Below are 17,219 nucleotides of genomic sequence, written 5' to 3' on the forward strand. Positions count from 1 at the left end.
ATTCCGATGGCCGCGGATGGCCAGCGCTACGCCGGTCCGGACGCGTCCATCTGCGAGGCACGTGCCAGTGCTTGTGTGTCGACGTATTCCCGGATATTGGTCAATCTGCCGTCCCGGACCGTGATGGCGAAGATCCAGTCGTCCTCGAACGTCTTTTTCGTGGCTTTGATCCTTCCCCTCGCGGAGCCGACGACCAAAACCCGGTCTCCTAGCGCTATGAACTCCCGGGGTTCAGTGGACGTTTCTATCGACTTGGATGCCGTCTCAAGCAAATTCGCCAGCCCCGCGTGTCCGCGGTACGTTCCGGCCAGCGGCCAGTCCTCGCCCGGAATGATCCACTCGATGTCTTCGGCGACCAGCGCCAGCAGAGACTTCCTGTCGCCGCGGCCGATCGCGGCGAAGAAGTCCTTCACGGTCTGGATGGTCTTCTCGATAGTCATGGGAATTTCCCTATTTCGCTCGGACCGGATCACGTGACCCTGCCGGTGGGCACGTCGTGTTCGTCAGTCGAACTTGACCAGGTCCTTAAAGATCAGATGACCCCAACTATTTCCGCGCGCCTGGACCAGCAGCCCACCTTCCGAAAGCCCGCCAAGTTTGATCGGCGAGAAGCCGAGATTTTCCGCGAGCGTACCAATCTCCGCTGCGGCAGCGTTATCGTCGCTCGCCAGGAACACGACTCTCTTGCCACCATGCACTGCTGGATCTTGGTCAAGGGAGGCAGCGATCAAATGGTTGAAGCCCTTGACCAGTCGTCCACCGGCGAAAGCCTGCGCGATGAACTTGGAAGAAGGCTGTCCTCCCAGGTCCTCGGGGGGCACGCCGTAGGCATTGGTCACATCGACGATGGTCTTCCCCTTCCAGGTGGACAGCGCCTTCGCGACATCCGGATGCGACTCGAAACGGACTGCCAAAAAGATGATGTCCGCCTTGACCGCGTCCGCCAGCTTTTTGGGGACGATCGTAGGCCCGATCGCGGCCGCGTCGCCCGCAAAGCTTTCCGGGTCGCGCGTGGTTGCGACGGCTACCTCGATACCCTTGCGAGCAAAAGCCTTGGCGAGGGCTCGGCCGATATTGCCGAAGCCGATAATTGCGTAGCTCATGATGTTTCTCCGATCTTGTGTGGTGCCGAGGTCAGACCTGGGCCATGCCTCCATCGACGGCGAAATCCACGCCGGTGATGTAAGAGCTTTCGTCAGAGGCAAGGAACGTGACGGCAGCCGCGATTTCCTCTGGCTTGCCCCTGCGACCCATTGGGACCTGTGAAGCAAACTGGGCGGCCGCTTGCTCCGCTTGCTCGGGGGTAAGGCCCGTCGTTGTCGCCAATGCCGGGGTCTCGATTGGTCCGGGACTCATTGAATTCACGCGAATTTTGCGATCTTTCAGCTCCAGTGTCCAAGCGCGCGCGAAGTTTCGCACCGCCGCTTTACTCGCAGCGTAGGTGCTGAACCCTGGCAGCCCCAACACGTTGGAGACCGAAGAGGTCAGAATGATCGAACCGCCGTCACTGAATAGTGGAAGCGCCTTCTGTACCGTGAAAAACAGCCCCTTCACATTGACATCGAAGGTCTGGTCAAAATGGGCCTCTGTCGCTGCGGCGAGCGGTGCGATTGTCCCCGCTCCCGCGTTCGCGAAGAGAATGTCGATGTGGCCGTGTTCCTCTTTCACGACCGCGTAGACCCGGTCCAGATCCTCCAAGCGCGACACGTCGCCTGCGACCGGCGTAACGTTTCTCTCGATGAAGGCTGCGGCCTCCTTCAGCTCTGTCTCTCGTCGTCCGGTGATCACGACGTGCGCGCCTTCTTCAACGAAGCGCTTGGCTGTCGCCAACCCGATCCCGCTGCTTCCGCCGGTGATGACAGCGACCTTATCTTGTAGCTTTTTCATGATCTTTTATCCTTCGTTGTGTGGGCCAGGCGCGGGAACGCGCCGGCGTCAGAGTTGCGCCAGGCCGCCGTCGACGGCGACCTCGCTGGCGGTCATGAAGCTGCTGTCCGACGACGCGAGAAAGGCAGCCACCGCCCCGATTTCCGCCGGATCGGCCATGCGCTGCAGCGGAGTCATCGAGGCGAAGGCCTTCTGTCCTTCCTCGCCCAGCGCTTCCTTCGCGAGTTCGGTCGCCGTCGCCCCGGGCGACAGCACGTTTACGCGGATGCCGGTGCCCTTCAGGTCTTCCGCCCAGCTCCGCGCGAGGTTGCGCACTGCCGCCTTGCTCGCGCTGTAGGCAGTGAACCCCGGGGCGCCCGTGGTGCCGGCGCTCGACCCGGTCAGGATGATCGAACCGCCCGGGCCCATCAGCGGCAACGCCTTCTGGACCGTGAAGATCGTACCCTTCACATTGGTGTCGAAAGTTTCGTCAATGTGCTCGGCGGTGATCTGGCCGAGCGGAAGCGGGGCTCCAGCCCCGGCATTGGCGAAGACGATGTCGAGGCTCCCGCGCTCGGCCTTGACCGTAGCGTAGAGCCGGTCGAGGTCGGCCTCATCCGAGACCGAGCCTTTCACCGCACGGGCATTGGGTCCGAGGTCGGCCACAGCGCCATCGAGCGCTTGCTGCCGGCGGCCGAAGATGAAGACGAAGGCGCCCTCCTCGACGAAGCGCTTTGCAGCGGCGCGGCCGATGCCGGTGGCGCCGCCGGTGATCACTGCAGTCTTTCCATTCAGTCTGTTCATGTCGTGCGTCCTTCGTTTCGCCATCTCGGGTCTTTGGCTGTGCGGTAGGTCAACCCGAGAGCCTGAAGATGGGATCGCCGAAGTCGGGCGGTGAGTGCGGAATCGTGCATATCGGTGGTGCGAAAACGATCCAGCCAGAAGATTGAACGCCGCACCGGCCGCGCGCATTACAGCTCAGCGTGCTAGAATGGACTTCGGAAGGCGCAGCTGGCGGCGCGGGAATGCACCATGATTGACTGGGATGACGTTCGCTACTTTCTTGCCGCCGCGCGCGGAGGCTCGGTACGGGCCGCCGCCGAGCGCCTCGGGGTGTATCACTCGACCGTGCTGCGACGCATCGCTCAACTCGAGGAACGCCTCGGGGCGCAAATGTTCGAAAAGCTGCCTTCGGGCTACCGCCTGACGGCTGCGGGCGAGGAGGTCCTCGAACTCGCGAACCAGATGGAAGCGTCGTCGCACCAGCTGGAGACGCGCGTCTTCGGTCGCGACCAGAGCGCGCGCGGGCTTTTGCGGGTGACAGTTCCACCGTTCCTCGCCACACACCTGCTCATGCCGGATCTCGCCGACTTCGCGCGTATGCATCCGGACATCGAGATGGAAATCTTGACCACTGGCGAGGTGGCGAATCTGACTAACCGAGAGGCCGACGTCGCGATCCGCATTGTCGCCGACCGCAAGACCCTGCCACTCAATCTTCACGGCCTGAAGGGACCGGAGGTGTTCAGCGGCGTCTACATGTCTCGCGATCGACTGGCCGCCTTGCGTGCGGGCACGCCTGATCCCCTCCGGTGGATCGTAATAGACGATCATGGAATTCCGGACTGGGCGCGCGAGGGAGAAGTTCACGCCATCGGAGCTCCGTTCAGGACTCCGGATGCCGAGACGCAGATCATCGCGGCGCAGCAAGGGATCGGGATGACGAAACTGCCGTGCTTTGTCGGAGATATCGACCCCCTGCTGGTGAGGGTGCCGGGCGCCAACCTGCCCATGCATGGGACACTCTGGGTTCTCACGCAGGGGGAGACACGCAAGACGAAGCGCGTTCGGCTTTTCACGGAGTTCGTATCGCGCAGGCTCGCCGCCTACGCTCCGCTCATCGCGGGACTGTCCGTAACGCGTGACTAACGCCCGTCCGAGACCCGGCGGTTCGCTTGCCCTCCACGAGAAATTTCGGGGTCTCGATCGTCCATCAAAATTTTGGGTTGGTTGCCCGCCAGGCCTCGTACTCTTCGGTCGCACTTGGGTGCAGCGGATAATAGTGTTGCAACGAGCCGCCCTCCATGAGCTTCATGCGTGAGAACTCCTCCCAATCGTGATGCTTCATGGATTCTTCGATCACCTTCGCGGCCATCGCAACGGGCAGCACCACCACCCCATCATCGTCGGCGACGATGATGTCGCCGGGGATCACAGTGACACCGCCGCAGGCAATCGGAACGTTGACGGCATTGGGATAGATGCTGGTTTGAACATGGTAGTTGGGCGTCCAGCCGCGCAGCCATAAGGCCAGATCGAGCTTTTCGACATTGGGCCGGTCGCGCATGCAGCCGTCGATGACGATACCCGCGCCGCCTCTGCCCTTGAAATACGTCGACATCATATCGCCGAAGACGCCCGAACTCATGTCGCCGCGCGCATCGACCACGACCACATCCCCCTCTTGTGCGTGGTACAGCACATGCCGGTGCAGCTGTGTTTCCGGATCGGCATATTCTCCCTCGTTGAAAAGATCGGGCCGTTGCGGCAGGAACTGCAGCGTCAGTGCCGGCCCCACGATCGATCTGCCGTGGTTCTGCGCCACCGGGCCGACCATATGCGGATTGCGGAAGCCCATATGGCCAAGCGTGCCGGCAACCGTCGCGGCGCCGATCTCCTTTAGCGCGTCGATCAGATCCTTCGGCGGCCGCGTGATGTCGGAAATGTGCGTCATTGTGGACTCCGATTGAAAGGGAACTACCAGTTCGTGACAGAACCATCGCGGCGCTTGAGGTGGGGCGCTTCCCAGAAATGGAAGCTCTGCGCCTGGACGGCCTCTTCGTTGACCTCGACGCCGAGCCCCGGCAGATCGCCCACCGGGTAGTCGGGGCCGTCGAGCCGTGGTTGCACCGGGAAAAATTCGGAATTGTCGAAGCCAAGCCTTGCTTCGGGAGCCCTGGTCTCGAGCCACGCGAAGTTGGGGACAGCGGCGGCCAGATGCACCGTCGCGGCCGTGCATACTGGACCAAGCGGATTGTGCGGCATCAGGTCCACATAGTGCGCCTCGCTCCAGCCGGCGATTTTCATCGCCTCGGTGAACCCGCCGACATTGCAGATATCGAGCCGGTTGAACTGGTGGATGCCGCGCTCGATGTAGGGCAGGAACTGCCACTTGCTGGCAAATTCCTCGCCAATGGCAAAGGGGATGTCGGTCATCGTGCGCAGGGATTCGTAGGCTTCCGGCGTCTCGTCGCGTATCGGCTCCTCGAGAAAATCGAGCACGCCGCGGTCGAGTTTGTTGCAGAAGCTCGCCGCCTCCGCCACCGACAGCCGATGATGATAGTCGATGCCGAGGACGACATCGTTACCCAGCGCCCGGCGCGCCTTGTTCAGCATGGTCGTGGTAGCGCCGATCGACTCGCGTGGCTCGAACACGTCCCTGCTGTTTTGCCCCACGGGAAAGAAGCGGATCGCCTGCCAGCCTTGTGCGCGCAATTCGCGGGCCCGCTCGATGGCAACATCGCCCTCGGCCTCGTCTCCGGTCGAGGCGAAGGTGGGGATCCGGTCGCGCTGTTTGCCGCCCAGCAACTCATGGACCGGCACCCCCAGCGCCTTGCCCTTGATATCGTGAAGGGCGATATCGATGGCCGAAATGGCCGCCTGCAGAACCCGCCCACCTTCGAAATACTGGCTGCGATAAATCTCCTGCCAGATCCGCCCGATCTGCATGGGATCGCGGCCGACGAGAAACTCGCGATAGTGCTCGATCGCGCCGGCCACGGCCTTCTCGCGGCCGCTCAGGCCGCTCTCGCCCCAGCCGAAAATGCCCTGGTCGGTCTCGACCTTCACCAGCATCTGATTGCGCGTTCCCACCCATGCCGGATAGGGTTTGATCGCCGTGATCTTAAGTTTCGTAGTCATCCACGCCCGCGTCCCACACGCATCCGCCCTGTCTCAGTCGGCCTCGAGAGCCATTTCGGTCTCACCGTCGAACAGATGCATCCGCTCCTGGTCGAACTCGAGCCAGATCCGCTCGTCGGGCGCGACGGCAACGTTGGGCGGCACGCTGACGTTGACGATGGCACCGGACAGGAACGCCTGCACGAAGGTGACGTCTCCGGTTGGTTCCACCGTGTAGACCTTGGCCGGGATGCTGCCTTGCACCGAGCTCTTGTGGAGCTTGATCGTCGAGTGGCGTGCGCCGAGCACGATTTTCTTCGTCGTTGCCCTCGTGACCTTCTGGACGTTGCGCGGCGAGAGTCCGAGGCTCCAGCCCTCCGCGCTGGTCAACACGGTGTTGCCGTTTGCCGTCGATGTCTCCAGCGGAATGAGGCTCATTGCCGGGCTGCCGATGAAGCTGGCGACGAACATGTTCACCGGATGGGCAAAGACCTGCGCCGGTGAATCGTATTGCTGCAGGAAGCCACCGTTCATCACAGCCATCTTGTCGGCCATGGTGACGGCTTCGAGCTGGTCGTGCGTCACATAGATGATCGTCGCCTTGAGGTCCTGGTGGAAGCGCTTGATCTCGGACCGCATCTGTACGCGCAGTTTCGCGTCGAGGTTGGAGAGCGGCTCGTCCATGAGAAACACGGCGGGATCGCGCACGAGCGCACGGCCCAGCGCCACACGCTGCTGCTGCCCGCCCGAAAGTTCGCGCGGCTTGCGCTCGAGCAGGTGCGTCATGTCGAGCACGCGCGCCGCTTCCTTGACCTTCTTGTCGATCTCGTCCCTGGGCAGTTTGCGCATCTGTAGCGGGAACGCGAGGTTCATGTAGACCGACTTTTGCGGATAAAGCGCGTAGTTCTGGAACACCATTGCGATGTCCCGGTCCTTGGGGTCGAGGTCGTTGACCACCTGGTCGCCAATGAGGATGTCGCCCGATGTGATCGGGGTCAGCCCGGCAACGAGATTGAGCGTGGTTGTCTTGCCGCAGCCTGAAGGGCCGACAAGCGCAACGAACTCGCCGTCGTTGACCGTCAGTGAAACATCGTTAACCGCCCTGAAGCCGCCATAGGTCTTGACGAGATCTTTGAGGACCACGTGGGCCATCGGCAACTCCCTAATGCTTGACCGCGCCTTCTGTCAGGGCGCGTACGAAGTATCGCTGCAGGACGAGGAACAGCACCACGACAGGCACACTCATCATAAAGCTCGCCGCCATCAGGCCCGGAAAGTCCGTGGTGTTTTCCGAGAAGAAGCGCTGGATGCCGACCGGCAGGGTCAACTGTTCATTTTTGGAGAGGAACGTGTAAGCGTAAATGTACTCGTTCCACGCGCCGATGAAGGAATAGATCGCGGTGGCGATGATCCCCGGCGTCGAGAGCGGCATCACGATCATGATGAAGGCCTGGAACCGTGTTGCCCCATCGATACGCGCCGCCTGCTCGAGCTGCACCGGGATGTTGTCGTAAAAACCCTTGAGCAGCCAGATCGCCAGGGGCAGGCCGAACGTGAGATAGGTCAAGATCAGCGAGCCATGCGTGTTCACCAGCCCGATCGCGCGCATCAGGATGAAGAGCGGCACGAGAAAGATCACCGCCGGGAACATGTTGCGCAGCAGCACGGCGAAGAACAGGAAGTTCCGGCCGGGGAAGGTGAAGCGCGAAAACGCATAGGCCGCGGGGACGGCAACGATCACCGAAAGGATTGTCGTGACGGTCGACACGAACAGGCTGTTCCAGAAGAAGCGCAGGAAGTCCTGGCCGACGCTGTTCTGTGGATCGAGCAGCTTCTTGTAGCTGGCAAGCGTAGGCTCGTTTGGCCACCACTGCGGCGGGAATTGCGTCGCCGCGAAGCCGGACTTGATCGAGGTGATCAGCATCCAGATCATCGGCACCGCAGTGTAAATCAGCATGAACAAGAGGAAGATGCGCCCGGCCCAACGCCATCCGTCGACGCGCATGCGGCGATGGGGCCGGCCTGTCTCCGCAAGCCTGCTCATGTGCTCCCCTCTTTCCGCCCATTGCCACTTAGCGCCCGGACATAGAAATAGCCCAGCGTCATCAGGATGAGGAACAGGAGCACCGAATAGGCCGATGCCACGCCCCAGCGCTGGCGGCCGAAGGCGAGCTCGTAAATATGGGTTATCCAGATATGCGATGCGTTTGATGGTCCGCCTGCGGTCATGATCCAGGGGATTATGAAGGAATTGAAGTTGGCCACCGCGAGCAGCAGGATCGTCACCACCGAAACGTTGCGCAAGTGCGGGAAAGTGACGTGCCAGAAGCGCTGCCATGCACTGGCCCCGTCGACCTTTGCGGCGCGCAACAATTGCTCGGGGACCGTCTGCAGGCCGGCCATCATCATGATCATGGCGAACGGAAACTCGCGCCAGATATTGACGACGATCAGGGAGGGCAGCACCGTGCTGACGTTGTCGATGAAATTGGGTGGCCGGTCGGTTAATCCGAGGCCGACCAGCACAGCGCCGATGATGCCGAAATCCGAATGGTAGATCCACTTCCAGATATAGGAGGCGGCAACGGCGCTGATCACCCAGGGGATGATCAGGATGGCGCGCAGGACGCCGCGGCCGACAAAGTCTCGGTGCAGCGCCAGCGCCGTGGCAAACCCCAGGAGAAAGGAGATGAAAGTGGATCCGAATGTCCAGATCAGGGTGTTCCAGGTTACTTTCCAGAACACATCGCTGGTGAGGATGGTGGTGTAATTGTTGAAGCCGATGAAGGTCTTGTCGCGGAGCTGCAGGCCAGGCGGCGTCTTATAGAACGACAGCTCGATCGTGTAGTAGATTGGATAGGCGATGACGACGAGCATCACGGCGATCGCCGGGAGCACGTATGCGTAGTCGGCGCGATGGGTCCAGATGTTCCGCAGCGCGCCGGACCTGCCGGGTTGCGATTTTCGGCGAGCCTCGGCCTTGCCGGTCACGATCGTCACTGTGGCGTGCCCTTGTTTTTTCGGTACGAACCGGCCGCGCTCTCGGCGCAGCCGGTGGGTCGCAGGTCAGATTGGGACTAGAGCCCGCCCATCAGGTCTTTCACCTTCTTGGCCGCGTCGTCCGCTGCCTGGTCGACGGTCATCGCGCCGGTCAGGGCATTCTGCAGCATGTCCGGGACGATGATGTTCATAATTTCCGGGGATTCCGGCAGCGCCGGGAAGGGTATGCCATAGGGCAGCATCGAGGTCGTGACATCGAGGAACTTGATATGGTCCAGACGTTCCTTCATCCATTTGGTCTTGAAGCCATTGAGATTGCCCGGGTTCGAGCCGGCATAGGCCATCTTCAACGACCATTCAGGGCTCGTCCACATGCAGATCATCGCCTTGGCGGCCGGCTCGTCCACCTTGCCGCCCTCGACATATTCGGGCTTCAGGATGTGGATGTTCGAGCCGCCGAACACGACGGCGCGCTTGCCGTCGGGGCCAGTCGGAATCAGGCCGTAGCGCATGTTGTCGATGACGGTCTGCGCCTTTTCCTTGTCGGTGCCCGTCGCCTTCTTCTGCAGGTCAAGCATGACGTTGTAGTCGGACGGGTGCGAGATCATCATGCCTAGCTGGCCGGCGACGAACAGAGGCTGGTTATCGGCCTGCTGGTTGGTAAGTGCCGAAACCGGAACCGACTTGTCTCGGACATACATGTCGTATGAGGCTTCCAGCGCCGCCTTGCTCTGCGGGCTGTCGAGCTCCACCTCCTTGTAAGTCGGGTTCGCGGTGGCTTCGTCGAAGACGCCGCCGCCATAGGCCCACAGCTGCGGCATGAAGCGATAGGGTGTATTGCCGGCATTCTTGCGAGCGACGAGGCCGTAACCGGCAATGCCGAGCTTGTCGTGGATCTGCTTGGAATATTTGACGACGTCGTCCCAGGTTGCGGGAGCCTTGTCCGGATCGAGACCCGCACGCTTGAAGATGTCGGCATTCCAGATGAACGCCATCGTCTCGTTGTTGGTTGGAACGCCGTATGTGACCCCATCCCAGGTCACGGCCTTCATGGCGCCGGGCCAGAAATCCTCGGTCGAATAGCCCACATCCTCCGGCTTGAGCGGCTGCAGATAGCCTTTCGAGGCGAATTCGGTACCGCCCAGGATTTGCAGGCGCACCGCCATCGGCGCGGCATTGCCCAGGAGCGCGGTGCGGAATTTGTCGAGAAGGTCGTTATAGGTGAGGGCCTGTTCCTCGAGCTTGATGTTCGGATAGGTCTTGCGGAAAGTCTCGAAGAAATCCTTGTAGTACTGGCGCAGCAGGTCGGGATCGCCCTCGAACACGCCCTGATACCAGAAAGTCAGTCGCCCCTTGTAGTCCAGCGGGGTGACCTTGGCGCAATCGGCGGCCGTGTCGAAATCCTGTGTTCCCGCGATGGAGCGCACATATTCGGGCGACCATTTGCTGATGTCGACCGGTGGCGCAGCCATCGCCGATGTGGACATAAGTGATGCCGTCAAAATACGGACGACAGTGCCGCGCAGGACCGCACTGCCGAGCATGATCCTCGTCATAGGTATCCTCCCTGGTTCTCCGCCCTGCGATCGCGAGGATGGTTCTTGCAGTACGGTGTATCCTCTCGACCGCTTAGTACGTTTTCAGAACCTGGATTGCCTGTCAACGCACCAGATCGTACATTGTTTGTGGGAACCGTGCGTGATATCGGACAGACTGTGTATTAATTTGGGGAGCCGGCCCTTGGCCGAAACAGACGATTTCAAAGCAAAGCCACCTCCGGGGATCGACGCCATCGGAGCCTCCAGCGAGGGTGCCTCGCTTTACGAACTGATCAGGGAAGACATCATCGAGGGACGGCTCGCCGCCAACGAACGGCTTGTTGTCACCGATCTCGCCCGCCGCCACGGCACGTCGACCAATCCCGTGCGCGAGGCCCTGCAGCTGTTGCGGGGCGAGGGGTTCGTCATCTTTTCTCCCAACCGCGGGGCGCGTGTGAGGCCCATCGATCAGGATTTCGTCCGCGATATCTACGAGATAGGAGTTCTGATCGAGCCAGCCTTGACGCGATGGTTTGTAGGTATGGCCACCGGCGAGGACATCGCCGAACTCGAACGTATCCAAGGCCTGATCGAAGAGAACAATTTCGCCGACACGTTCAGGCACAGTGAACTGGATACCGCATTTCACACGGTGATGTACCAGCGGCACTATAACCGCCATGCCGCCGAGCTCTGGTGGAAGCATCGCGAAGTGCTGCGAGCGGTGAGCCGGCGTTTCAATTTCACGCTCGCGCGGCGTGCCGCGATCATTCGTGAGCATCGCGAACTCATTGCGCTCATCAAGGCGGGGGAGGCCGACAAGGCGGCCGAACTCATCTCCCGCCATGTCGAGGGTTCCGGCCGGCATGTTCTCGAACAGATGCGTGCACGCAACGCCGCTCGGGCCGGATAGGACGAGGGGTCGGGTCTGGAACAGCGTGGTTGACCATTACTGAAAAGGCAGTTGAAATGAAAATCACGAGCGTTCGGCCGTGGCTGATCAAGTCTGGTGCTTCCTATTGGGGGGAATTCCTGTTCGTCGAGGTGACGACAGACGAGGGAGTGAGCGGCTGGGGAGAGATCACCACCACCACGAAGCTCGCCAACCGCGCCCTCTGCACGATCCTTCGACAGATCGGAGCCGCCGTGACAGGCGAAGATCCGGCGCGTATCGAATGCCTCTGGCACAAGATCTTCCGCGGCTTCACCTATATGGGTAGCCGCGGCGCCGCGGTCGAATGCGTGAGCGCGATCGACATAGCCCTCTGGGACATCAGGGGTAAAGTCCTCGGCAAGCCGATCTACGAACTGTTGGGCGGGCCGGTCCGCGATGAGATCGCGCTCTACACCCACCCCAACCAGGCCAAATTCACCAGCAAGGACGCTGTGGTGCGCGAAATCCTTGACATCGTCGAGTCTGGACATACTGCTCTCAAGTTCGACCCCTTCCCCCACCAGGGTCGCGATGCCGACGGTGTGTCGCGCGAACAGCGGGACGGCTATCTCGACGGCGGCATGACCCGCAAGGACGAACGCGAGGCTGCCGAACTCACGGCTCTGATCCGCGAAACGGCGGGTCCAGACATCGACATCCTCATCGATGCGCATGGCCGCTTCGATGTTCCGACCGCCATTCGCCTCTGTCGGAGCCTCGAGGAAGCCGGCCAGATCGACTGGTTCGAGGAGCCATGCCCGCCCGAGAGCCTTAACGCCCTCAAGCAGGTTCGCGAGAAGGTCAGTGCCGCTATCTCTTGGGGCGAGCGTGGCCACACAAAGTGGGATTTCGTGCCGGTTCTCGAGAACAAGCTCGCCGACTACATCATGCCTGACGTCACCTGGACCGGTGGAATTACCGAACTCAAGAAGATTTCCGCTCTGTGCGAAGCCTACTACATCCCAGTCTCGCCCCATGACGCCGCGGGACCGATCAACGTGGTTGCGGGTGCGCAGGTGATGATGACCGTTCCGAACTTCTACAAGCTCGAAACGTCGGAGTGGAATTTGGGCAAGTACGATCATCTTATCGACAAGCCGCTTGATGTTTCGAACGGTAGCCTCAAGCTCTCGTTGAGGCCGGGTCTCGGCATCGAGATGAACCGCGATTACCTGCAAGCCCATGAGATCGAACTGGGCTAGCAGCGTTATCGGCGGCATGCGGGCGACAACCCGCAAATCAGAACGAGGATAAGTCATGCCAAAGACGGATGGAGCCGACGAGGCCCTCAACCGGGTCAACACCAACTCGAAGCCGTCCGAGCTTCGCATCACCGACATGCGGGTGGCCGAGATCGTCGGTGCGCCGTTCACCTCGGCGCTGCTCAAGATCTATACCAACCAAGGCATCGTCGGGCTTGGCGAGGTGCGCGACGGCGCCAGCGCCACCTACGCGCTGATGCTGAAGAGCCGGCTGCTTGGCGAGAACCCCTGCGACATCGATCGCCTGTTTCGCCGCATCAAGCAATTCGGCGGGCACGGTCGGCAGGGCGGCGGCGTCTCGGCGGTCGAGATCGCGCTCTGGGATCTCGCCGGCAAGGCCTATGGCGTTCCCATCTACCAGATGCTCGGCGGCAAGTTCCGCGATCAGGTGCGCGTCTATTGCGATACCGATGCCGAGCAACCGAGCGGCACCGAAACCGGAAAGCGCCTCAAGCAGCGCATGGACCGCGGTTTCACCTTCCTCAAGATGGACCTGGGCTTGATGCAGATCGCCCATGTCCCGGGCGCCGTGTCCGCGCCCGCCGGCGCGCTCGAAGGGTTTCATGCCAATCCGCGCGGCCGTGGCGGCACGCTTGAGGAGCGCAAGGCCCGCAATCTCGCCTACGACGCGCAGAACGTGCAGCACCCGTTCACCGGCCTGCATTTCACCGAAAAGGGGATCGACCTGCTCGAGCAGTACATCCACGAGGTTCGCGAGGTGATTGGATACGAGATCCCGCTCGCCATCGACCATGTCGGCCACATCTCGCTGCAGGACGGCATACGCCTGTCGCGTCGCATCGAGAAATACGCCCCGGCCTGGCTGGAGGATGTGATCCCCTGGCAACACACCGAGCAGTACCGGCAATTGCAGGGGGCCACCACGGTGCCGATGTGCACCGGCGAAGACATCTACCTCAGGGAAGGCTTCGAGCCGCTGCTCAAGAGCGGCGGCCTCTCCGTCATCCACCCGGACCTGCTCACCAGTGGGGGTATTCTCGAGACCAAGAAGATCGGCGACATGGCGCAGGATCACGGTGTCGCCATGGCCATCCATATGGCCGAAAGCCCGATCGCCGCGATGGCCGCCGCGCATGTCGCCACCGCGACCGAGAACTTCATGGCGCTCGAATACCACTCCGCCGATGTCGACTGGTGGGACGATATCGTCACTGGCCTGCCCAAGCCGCTCGTCAAGGACGGCTTCGTCACCGTGCCCGACAAGCCGGGGCTGGGCATAGACGATGTGGTCGACGAGGTGATCAGCCAGCACGTGCAGTCCGGTGTCACGGGAATATGGCAATCCACCGAGCATTGGGACAATGAATCTAGCTGGGACCGGACCTGGAGTTAGCCCAGATCCCCTGCCATTATTCCCGCCAGGCTCACAGGGCCAACGACCGACCATTCGTGTCGACCTCTCCCAAGGGAGAGGCGTAGAAAGAAACGGACGAAACCATGATCTACGAACTGCGTATCTATGACTGCCTGCCGGGGAGGCTGCCGGCTTTGCTCAAGCGCTTTTCAGACCAAACGCTGGCCATCTGGGAGAGGCATGGCATCCGCCAGGCTGGGTTTTTCACCACGGCGATCGGCGAAAACAGCAATCGCCTCACCTATTTCCTAGCCTGGCAATCACTGGCCGAGCGTGAGGCGAAGTGGACGGCTTTCGTCACCGATCCGGCATGGCACAGGGCCCGGGACGAGTCCGAGCGCGACGGGCAGATCGTTGCCAATATCAGCAGCCAGTTGCTCACGCCGACAGCTTTCTCGTCCGTGAGATAGGACTGCGCCATGAAAATCACCGACCTGCGCTGCGCCGTCATCGGGCGGCATCCCATCGTTCGCGTCGTCACTGACGAGGGCCTCTACGGTCTGGGCGAAGTCGAGTTCACAAAGACCTATCTCAAGCCCTTTGTGCTGCATTTCCGCGAGGCGCTGATCGGCGAGGATCCGACCGATGTCGAGCGGGTCATGTTGAAGATCCGCCAACGCGGTTCTTTCAAGCCTTATGGCGCGGCGGTCAGCGCTATCGAACATGCGCTTTGGGACATAGCCGGCAAGGCCGCGGGCGTGCCGGCCTACAAGCTGCTCGGCGGCAAGGTGCGCGACAAGGTGCGCGTCTATAACGGCTCGATCCGCCAGAAGCGCACAGGCGACCGGCCGGAGGACTACGCCGCGGACGTCAAATGGATGATGGAGCAGCCGCAGAACTTCTTCATGGTTAAGCAAGGAATCTCGTTCCACTCCAACATGAAGGACACCATCGAGGACTTCCATTACGGCGTGACGCAGAAGAAGGCCGGCTATCACGGTGCCATGGATCAGGGCGTGATCAGCGAACGCGGTTTCAACCACATGCTCGACTGCGTGATCGCGATGAAGGAAGTGCTGGGCGACAAGGTCAGCCTGGCACTCGACTGCGGCCCGGGCTGGATGCTGCCCGATGCGATCAGGTTCGCCCGCGCGGTCGAGAGGTACAATCTGATGTGGCTGGAGGACATGCTGACCGGCGACTATGTACCGTGGGTCAATCCGCAGGCCTACCGGGAACTGACCACCTCCACCTCGACGCCGATCCATACCGGCGAGCAGATTTACCTCAGGCACAATTTCAAGGAACTGATCGAGACGCAGGCGGTGCGCGTCATCGGCCCCGATCCTGCCGACATCGGCGGCATTGCCGAGCTCAAATGGGTCGCCGAGCACGCCTATATGCACTCGATCCTGATGGCGCCGCATGGCACGGCGAATGGCCTGCTGGGGCTCGGCGCGCTGATCAACGTCTGCGCCACCTTGCCCGCCAATTACGTGGCGTTCGAATACCCCAGTGCCTCGGACCCCTGGTGGAACGACATCGTCATCGGCCTGCCCAAGCAGATCGTGAAGGACAGCATGGTGGATCTGCTGGAAGCACCGGGGCTAGGCCTCGATATCGACGCCGAAGGCGCCAGGAAGTATTTGCTAGCGGAGGATGCCGGATTCTTCGATTGACCGGCGACGGTGGCCCTCGATCTCATCGACCGAGGGCCTACTTCAAAGACTCGTGGTTGCACGTCTCATCACAACAGAAGCCGGCGCATTGTTGACGTGCGCCGACCTTGTTTAATTATGGCGAATCTCGGTCCCGAGCACCTTCAGGCATTCGCGGATGAAGGCAGCGAGGGCTGTCCATCCCTTGGCCGACACCATGGTTCCGTCGACATAGGCCTCCGTCGGCGAGAGGTCGATGTAGGTGCCGCCGGCCAGCGTCACTTCCGGTTCGCAAGCGGCGAGCGCGCCGACCTTCTTGCCGCGGACGACACCGTCCACGGCAATCAGAATCTGGACCCCATGGCAGATCGTGAAGATCGGCTTCTGGGTATCGTGGAAGTGGCGCACCATGGCTTGCACCCGTTTGTCGGTGCGGATGTATTCCGGGCCGCGGCCGCCGGCGCAATATACGGCGTGGTATTGATCGAGCTGCTTTTCCGCTTCAGCAAACGTCTTGTTGATCACCTGAAAATGGCCGAGCTTTTCGGTGTAGGTCTGGTCGCCCTCGAAGTCGTGCAGGGAGGTCTTGATGAGGTCTCCGGCCTTCTTGTCCGGGCAGACCACGTGGACCGTGTGACCGACGGCTTCCATTGCTTGCTGGTAGACGAAGATCTCGTACTCCTCGGTGAACTCGCCGGTGAGCATCAATATTTTCTTGCCTGACATGATCATGTCCTCTTGTCGTGTGAAAGGGGCGGGGCGAGTCATGCTGCGCCACGCATTGATTGCGTTCTTCAGAACGGAGAGTCGGGGAAGAAGTATTCCTTGGCGTTGTCCTTGGTGATCAGCGGCGCGTCCAGCTTGACGGCGCCGCGAACCGGGGCCTGGCCAACCAAATTGGCCATGGTCATGTATATGGCCGTCTTGATCATGGACGGCGGGTAGGGAGTCTCGACGGGGGTCATGCTGTCGCCGTCGATGACCTTCTTGACGATGTCCTTCATGCCGTTGCCGCCAAGCGCCAGCTTGATGTCGGTGCGGCCCGACTGCTTGACCGCCTCGATCACCCCCAGCAGCATGTCGTCGTCGTTCGCCCAAACCGCGTCGATATGCGGATATTTGGCGAGGTAGTCCTGCATCAGCTTGAAGGCTTCGTCGCTGTTCCAATGAGCGTACTGAATGTCGAGAACCTTGAGGCCGGTCCCGGCGATGGCGTCCTGGAAGCCCTTGATGCGCTCGTCGTCGATCACGGTCGGGATGCCGCGCAGGACAACCAGGTCACCCTTTCCGCCAAGCTTGTCGATCATGTATTTCGCGGTGTTGCGCCCGACGGCGATGTTGTCGCCGGCGACGTAGAGGCCCTGGATGGTGGGGTCGGTCAGGCCGCGGTCGACGACCGTGATGAAGGTGCCCTTCTCCTTGATGGCCTTGACCGGCTCGGTCAATTCTTCCGAGGAGCAAGGAAGGATCACCAGCGCATCGATCTTGCGTGAGGCGGAGAGATCCTCGATCGCCGACACCTGATCGGCCGCCGACGGCGACGTCTTTACGATGACCTCGACACCGGGGAAAGCCGCGTTGATTTCCTTGGCCGCCGTCTGCGCGTGATAGACGACGCCGGCGGTCCAGCCGTGGTCGGCGGCCGGTATCGAAACGGCGATGACTTTCTTGTCCTCGGCCATGGCATGGCCCGTCAGCAGCAGCGAGCCGAGCGCGGCCGCAGCCATCCATTTTTTACTGAACATT

Annotated in this window: 18 protein-coding genes; 6 read left to right on the plus strand and 12 right to left on the minus strand. The window is 61.4% G+C overall.

Annotated elements, in window-relative coordinates:
• Nucleotides 1-26: 26 nt before the first annotated feature.
• The 4 genes from AC3CB8_RS12535 to AC3CB8_RS12550 all read right to left on the minus strand — a co-directional run bounded on the left by AC3CB8_RS12535 (nt 27) and on the right by AC3CB8_RS12550 (nt 2,670).
• On the minus strand, nt 27-440 hold the full coding sequence (locus AC3CB8_RS12535) for a nuclear transport factor 2 family protein (RefSeq protein WP_352595018.1): 414 nt from the start codon (nt 438-440) through the stop codon (nt 27-29).
• 63 nt (nt 441-503) lie between these two features.
• Nucleotides 504-1,103, minus strand: coding sequence for an NADPH-dependent F420 reductase (locus AC3CB8_RS12540; protein WP_352562876.1), 600 nt, complete (start codon nt 1,101-1,103; stop codon nt 504-506).
• A 31-nt stretch (nt 1,104-1,134) separates the two neighbouring features.
• Nucleotides 1,135-1,887 carry an SDR family NAD(P)-dependent oxidoreductase gene (locus tag AC3CB8_RS12545; protein WP_352546789.1) on the minus strand — a complete coding sequence of 251 codons (753 nt, stop codon included), beginning with the start codon at nt 1,885-1,887 and terminating at the stop codon, nt 1,135-1,137.
• Nucleotides 1,888-1,935: 48 nt separating this feature from the next.
• A complete protein-coding gene (locus AC3CB8_RS12550; RefSeq protein WP_352546790.1) occupies nt 1,936-2,670 on the minus strand; it encodes an SDR family NAD(P)-dependent oxidoreductase in 735 nt (244 codons plus the stop codon).
• A 228-nt stretch (nt 2,671-2,898) separates the two neighbouring features.
• On the opposite strand from AC3CB8_RS12550, the gene AC3CB8_RS12555 reads away from it, so the two are divergent.
• Complete coding sequence (locus AC3CB8_RS12555) at nt 2,899-3,795, plus strand: LysR family transcriptional regulator (RefSeq protein ID WP_023782411.1); 897 nt, start codon at nt 2,899-2,901, stop codon at nt 3,793-3,795.
• Nucleotides 3,796-3,859: 64 nt separating this feature from the next.
• On the opposite strand, the gene AC3CB8_RS12560 is transcribed toward AC3CB8_RS12555, so the two are convergent.
• The 6 genes from AC3CB8_RS12560 to AC3CB8_RS12585 form a co-directional block, all read right to left on the minus strand.
• Entirely contained in the window at nt 3,860-4,600 is a 741-nt protein-coding gene (locus AC3CB8_RS12560) for a ribonuclease activity regulator RraA (protein WP_352562877.1), read from the minus strand.
• 23 nt (nt 4,601-4,623) lie between these two features.
• Complete coding sequence (locus AC3CB8_RS12565; RefSeq protein ID WP_352562878.1) at nt 4,624-5,787, minus strand: mandelate racemase/muconate lactonizing enzyme family protein; 1,164 nt, start codon at nt 5,785-5,787, stop codon at nt 4,624-4,626.
• A gap of 33 nt (nt 5,788-5,820) precedes the next feature.
• Nucleotides 5,821-6,918, minus strand: coding sequence for an ABC transporter ATP-binding protein (locus AC3CB8_RS12570; RefSeq protein WP_023782408.1), 1,098 nt, complete (start codon nt 6,916-6,918; stop codon nt 5,821-5,823).
• 10 nt (nt 6,919-6,928) lie between these two features.
• Entirely contained in the window at nt 6,929-7,810 is an 882-nt protein-coding gene (locus tag AC3CB8_RS12575; RefSeq protein ID WP_352562880.1) for a carbohydrate ABC transporter permease, read from the minus strand.
• Complete coding sequence (locus AC3CB8_RS12580; protein ID WP_352562881.1) at nt 7,807-8,766, minus strand: carbohydrate ABC transporter permease; 960 nt, start codon at nt 8,764-8,766, stop codon at nt 7,807-7,809. The genes AC3CB8_RS12575 and AC3CB8_RS12580 overlap by 4 nt, the downstream gene beginning before the upstream one ends.
• A 77-nt stretch (nt 8,767-8,843) precedes the next feature.
• Nucleotides 8,844-10,322, minus strand: coding sequence for an ABC transporter substrate-binding protein (locus AC3CB8_RS12585; protein ID WP_031240557.1), 1,479 nt, complete (start codon nt 10,320-10,322; stop codon nt 8,844-8,846).
• A gap of 184 nt (nt 10,323-10,506) precedes the next feature.
• Here AC3CB8_RS12585 and AC3CB8_RS12590 point away from each other — a divergent pair, with 184 nt between their 5' ends.
• The 5 genes from AC3CB8_RS12590 to AC3CB8_RS12610 all read left to right on the plus strand — a co-directional run bounded on the left by AC3CB8_RS12590 (nt 10,507) and on the right by AC3CB8_RS12610 (nt 15,494).
• Nucleotides 10,507-11,217, plus strand: a complete 711-nt coding sequence (locus tag AC3CB8_RS12590) for a GntR family transcriptional regulator (RefSeq protein ID WP_023771322.1) — start codon at nt 10,507-10,509, stop codon at nt 11,215-11,217.
• Between the two features lie 56 nt (nt 11,218-11,273).
• A complete protein-coding gene (locus AC3CB8_RS12595; RefSeq protein WP_015319195.1) occupies nt 11,274-12,440 on the plus strand; it encodes a mandelate racemase/muconate lactonizing enzyme family protein in 1,167 nt (388 codons plus the stop codon).
• A 55-nt stretch (nt 12,441-12,495) separates the two neighbouring features.
• Complete coding sequence (locus AC3CB8_RS12600) at nt 12,496-13,854, plus strand: mandelate racemase/muconate lactonizing enzyme family protein (protein WP_352595025.1); 1,359 nt, start codon at nt 12,496-12,498, stop codon at nt 13,852-13,854.
• 104 nt (nt 13,855-13,958) lie between these two features.
• Nucleotides 13,959-14,285: an NIPSNAP family protein gene (locus AC3CB8_RS12605; RefSeq protein WP_352546802.1), complete on the plus strand. Its 327-nt coding sequence runs from the start codon at nt 13,959-13,961 to the stop codon at nt 14,283-14,285.
• A gap of 9 nt (nt 14,286-14,294) precedes the next feature.
• Nucleotides 14,295-15,494 (plus strand): mandelate racemase/muconate lactonizing enzyme family protein, encoded by a 1,200-nt coding sequence (locus AC3CB8_RS12610; RefSeq protein WP_023771319.1) that lies wholly within the window; start codon nt 14,295-14,297, stop codon nt 15,492-15,494.
• Between the two features lie 111 nt (nt 15,495-15,605).
• Here AC3CB8_RS12610 and AC3CB8_RS12615 read toward each other — a convergent pair whose 3' ends face one another.
• Both AC3CB8_RS12615 and AC3CB8_RS12620 read right to left on the minus strand, forming a co-directional pair.
• Nucleotides 15,606-16,199, minus strand: a complete 594-nt coding sequence (locus AC3CB8_RS12615; RefSeq protein ID WP_015319191.1) for a DJ-1/PfpI family protein — start codon at nt 16,197-16,199, stop codon at nt 15,606-15,608.
• A gap of 68 nt (nt 16,200-16,267) precedes the next feature.
• Nucleotides 16,268-17,218, minus strand: coding sequence for a substrate-binding domain-containing protein (locus AC3CB8_RS12620; protein ID WP_352595028.1), 951 nt, complete (start codon nt 17,216-17,218; stop codon nt 16,268-16,270).
• Nucleotide 17,219 lies beyond the last annotated feature (1 nt).

This window comes from Mesorhizobium sp. P160927, assembly GCF_057766385.1.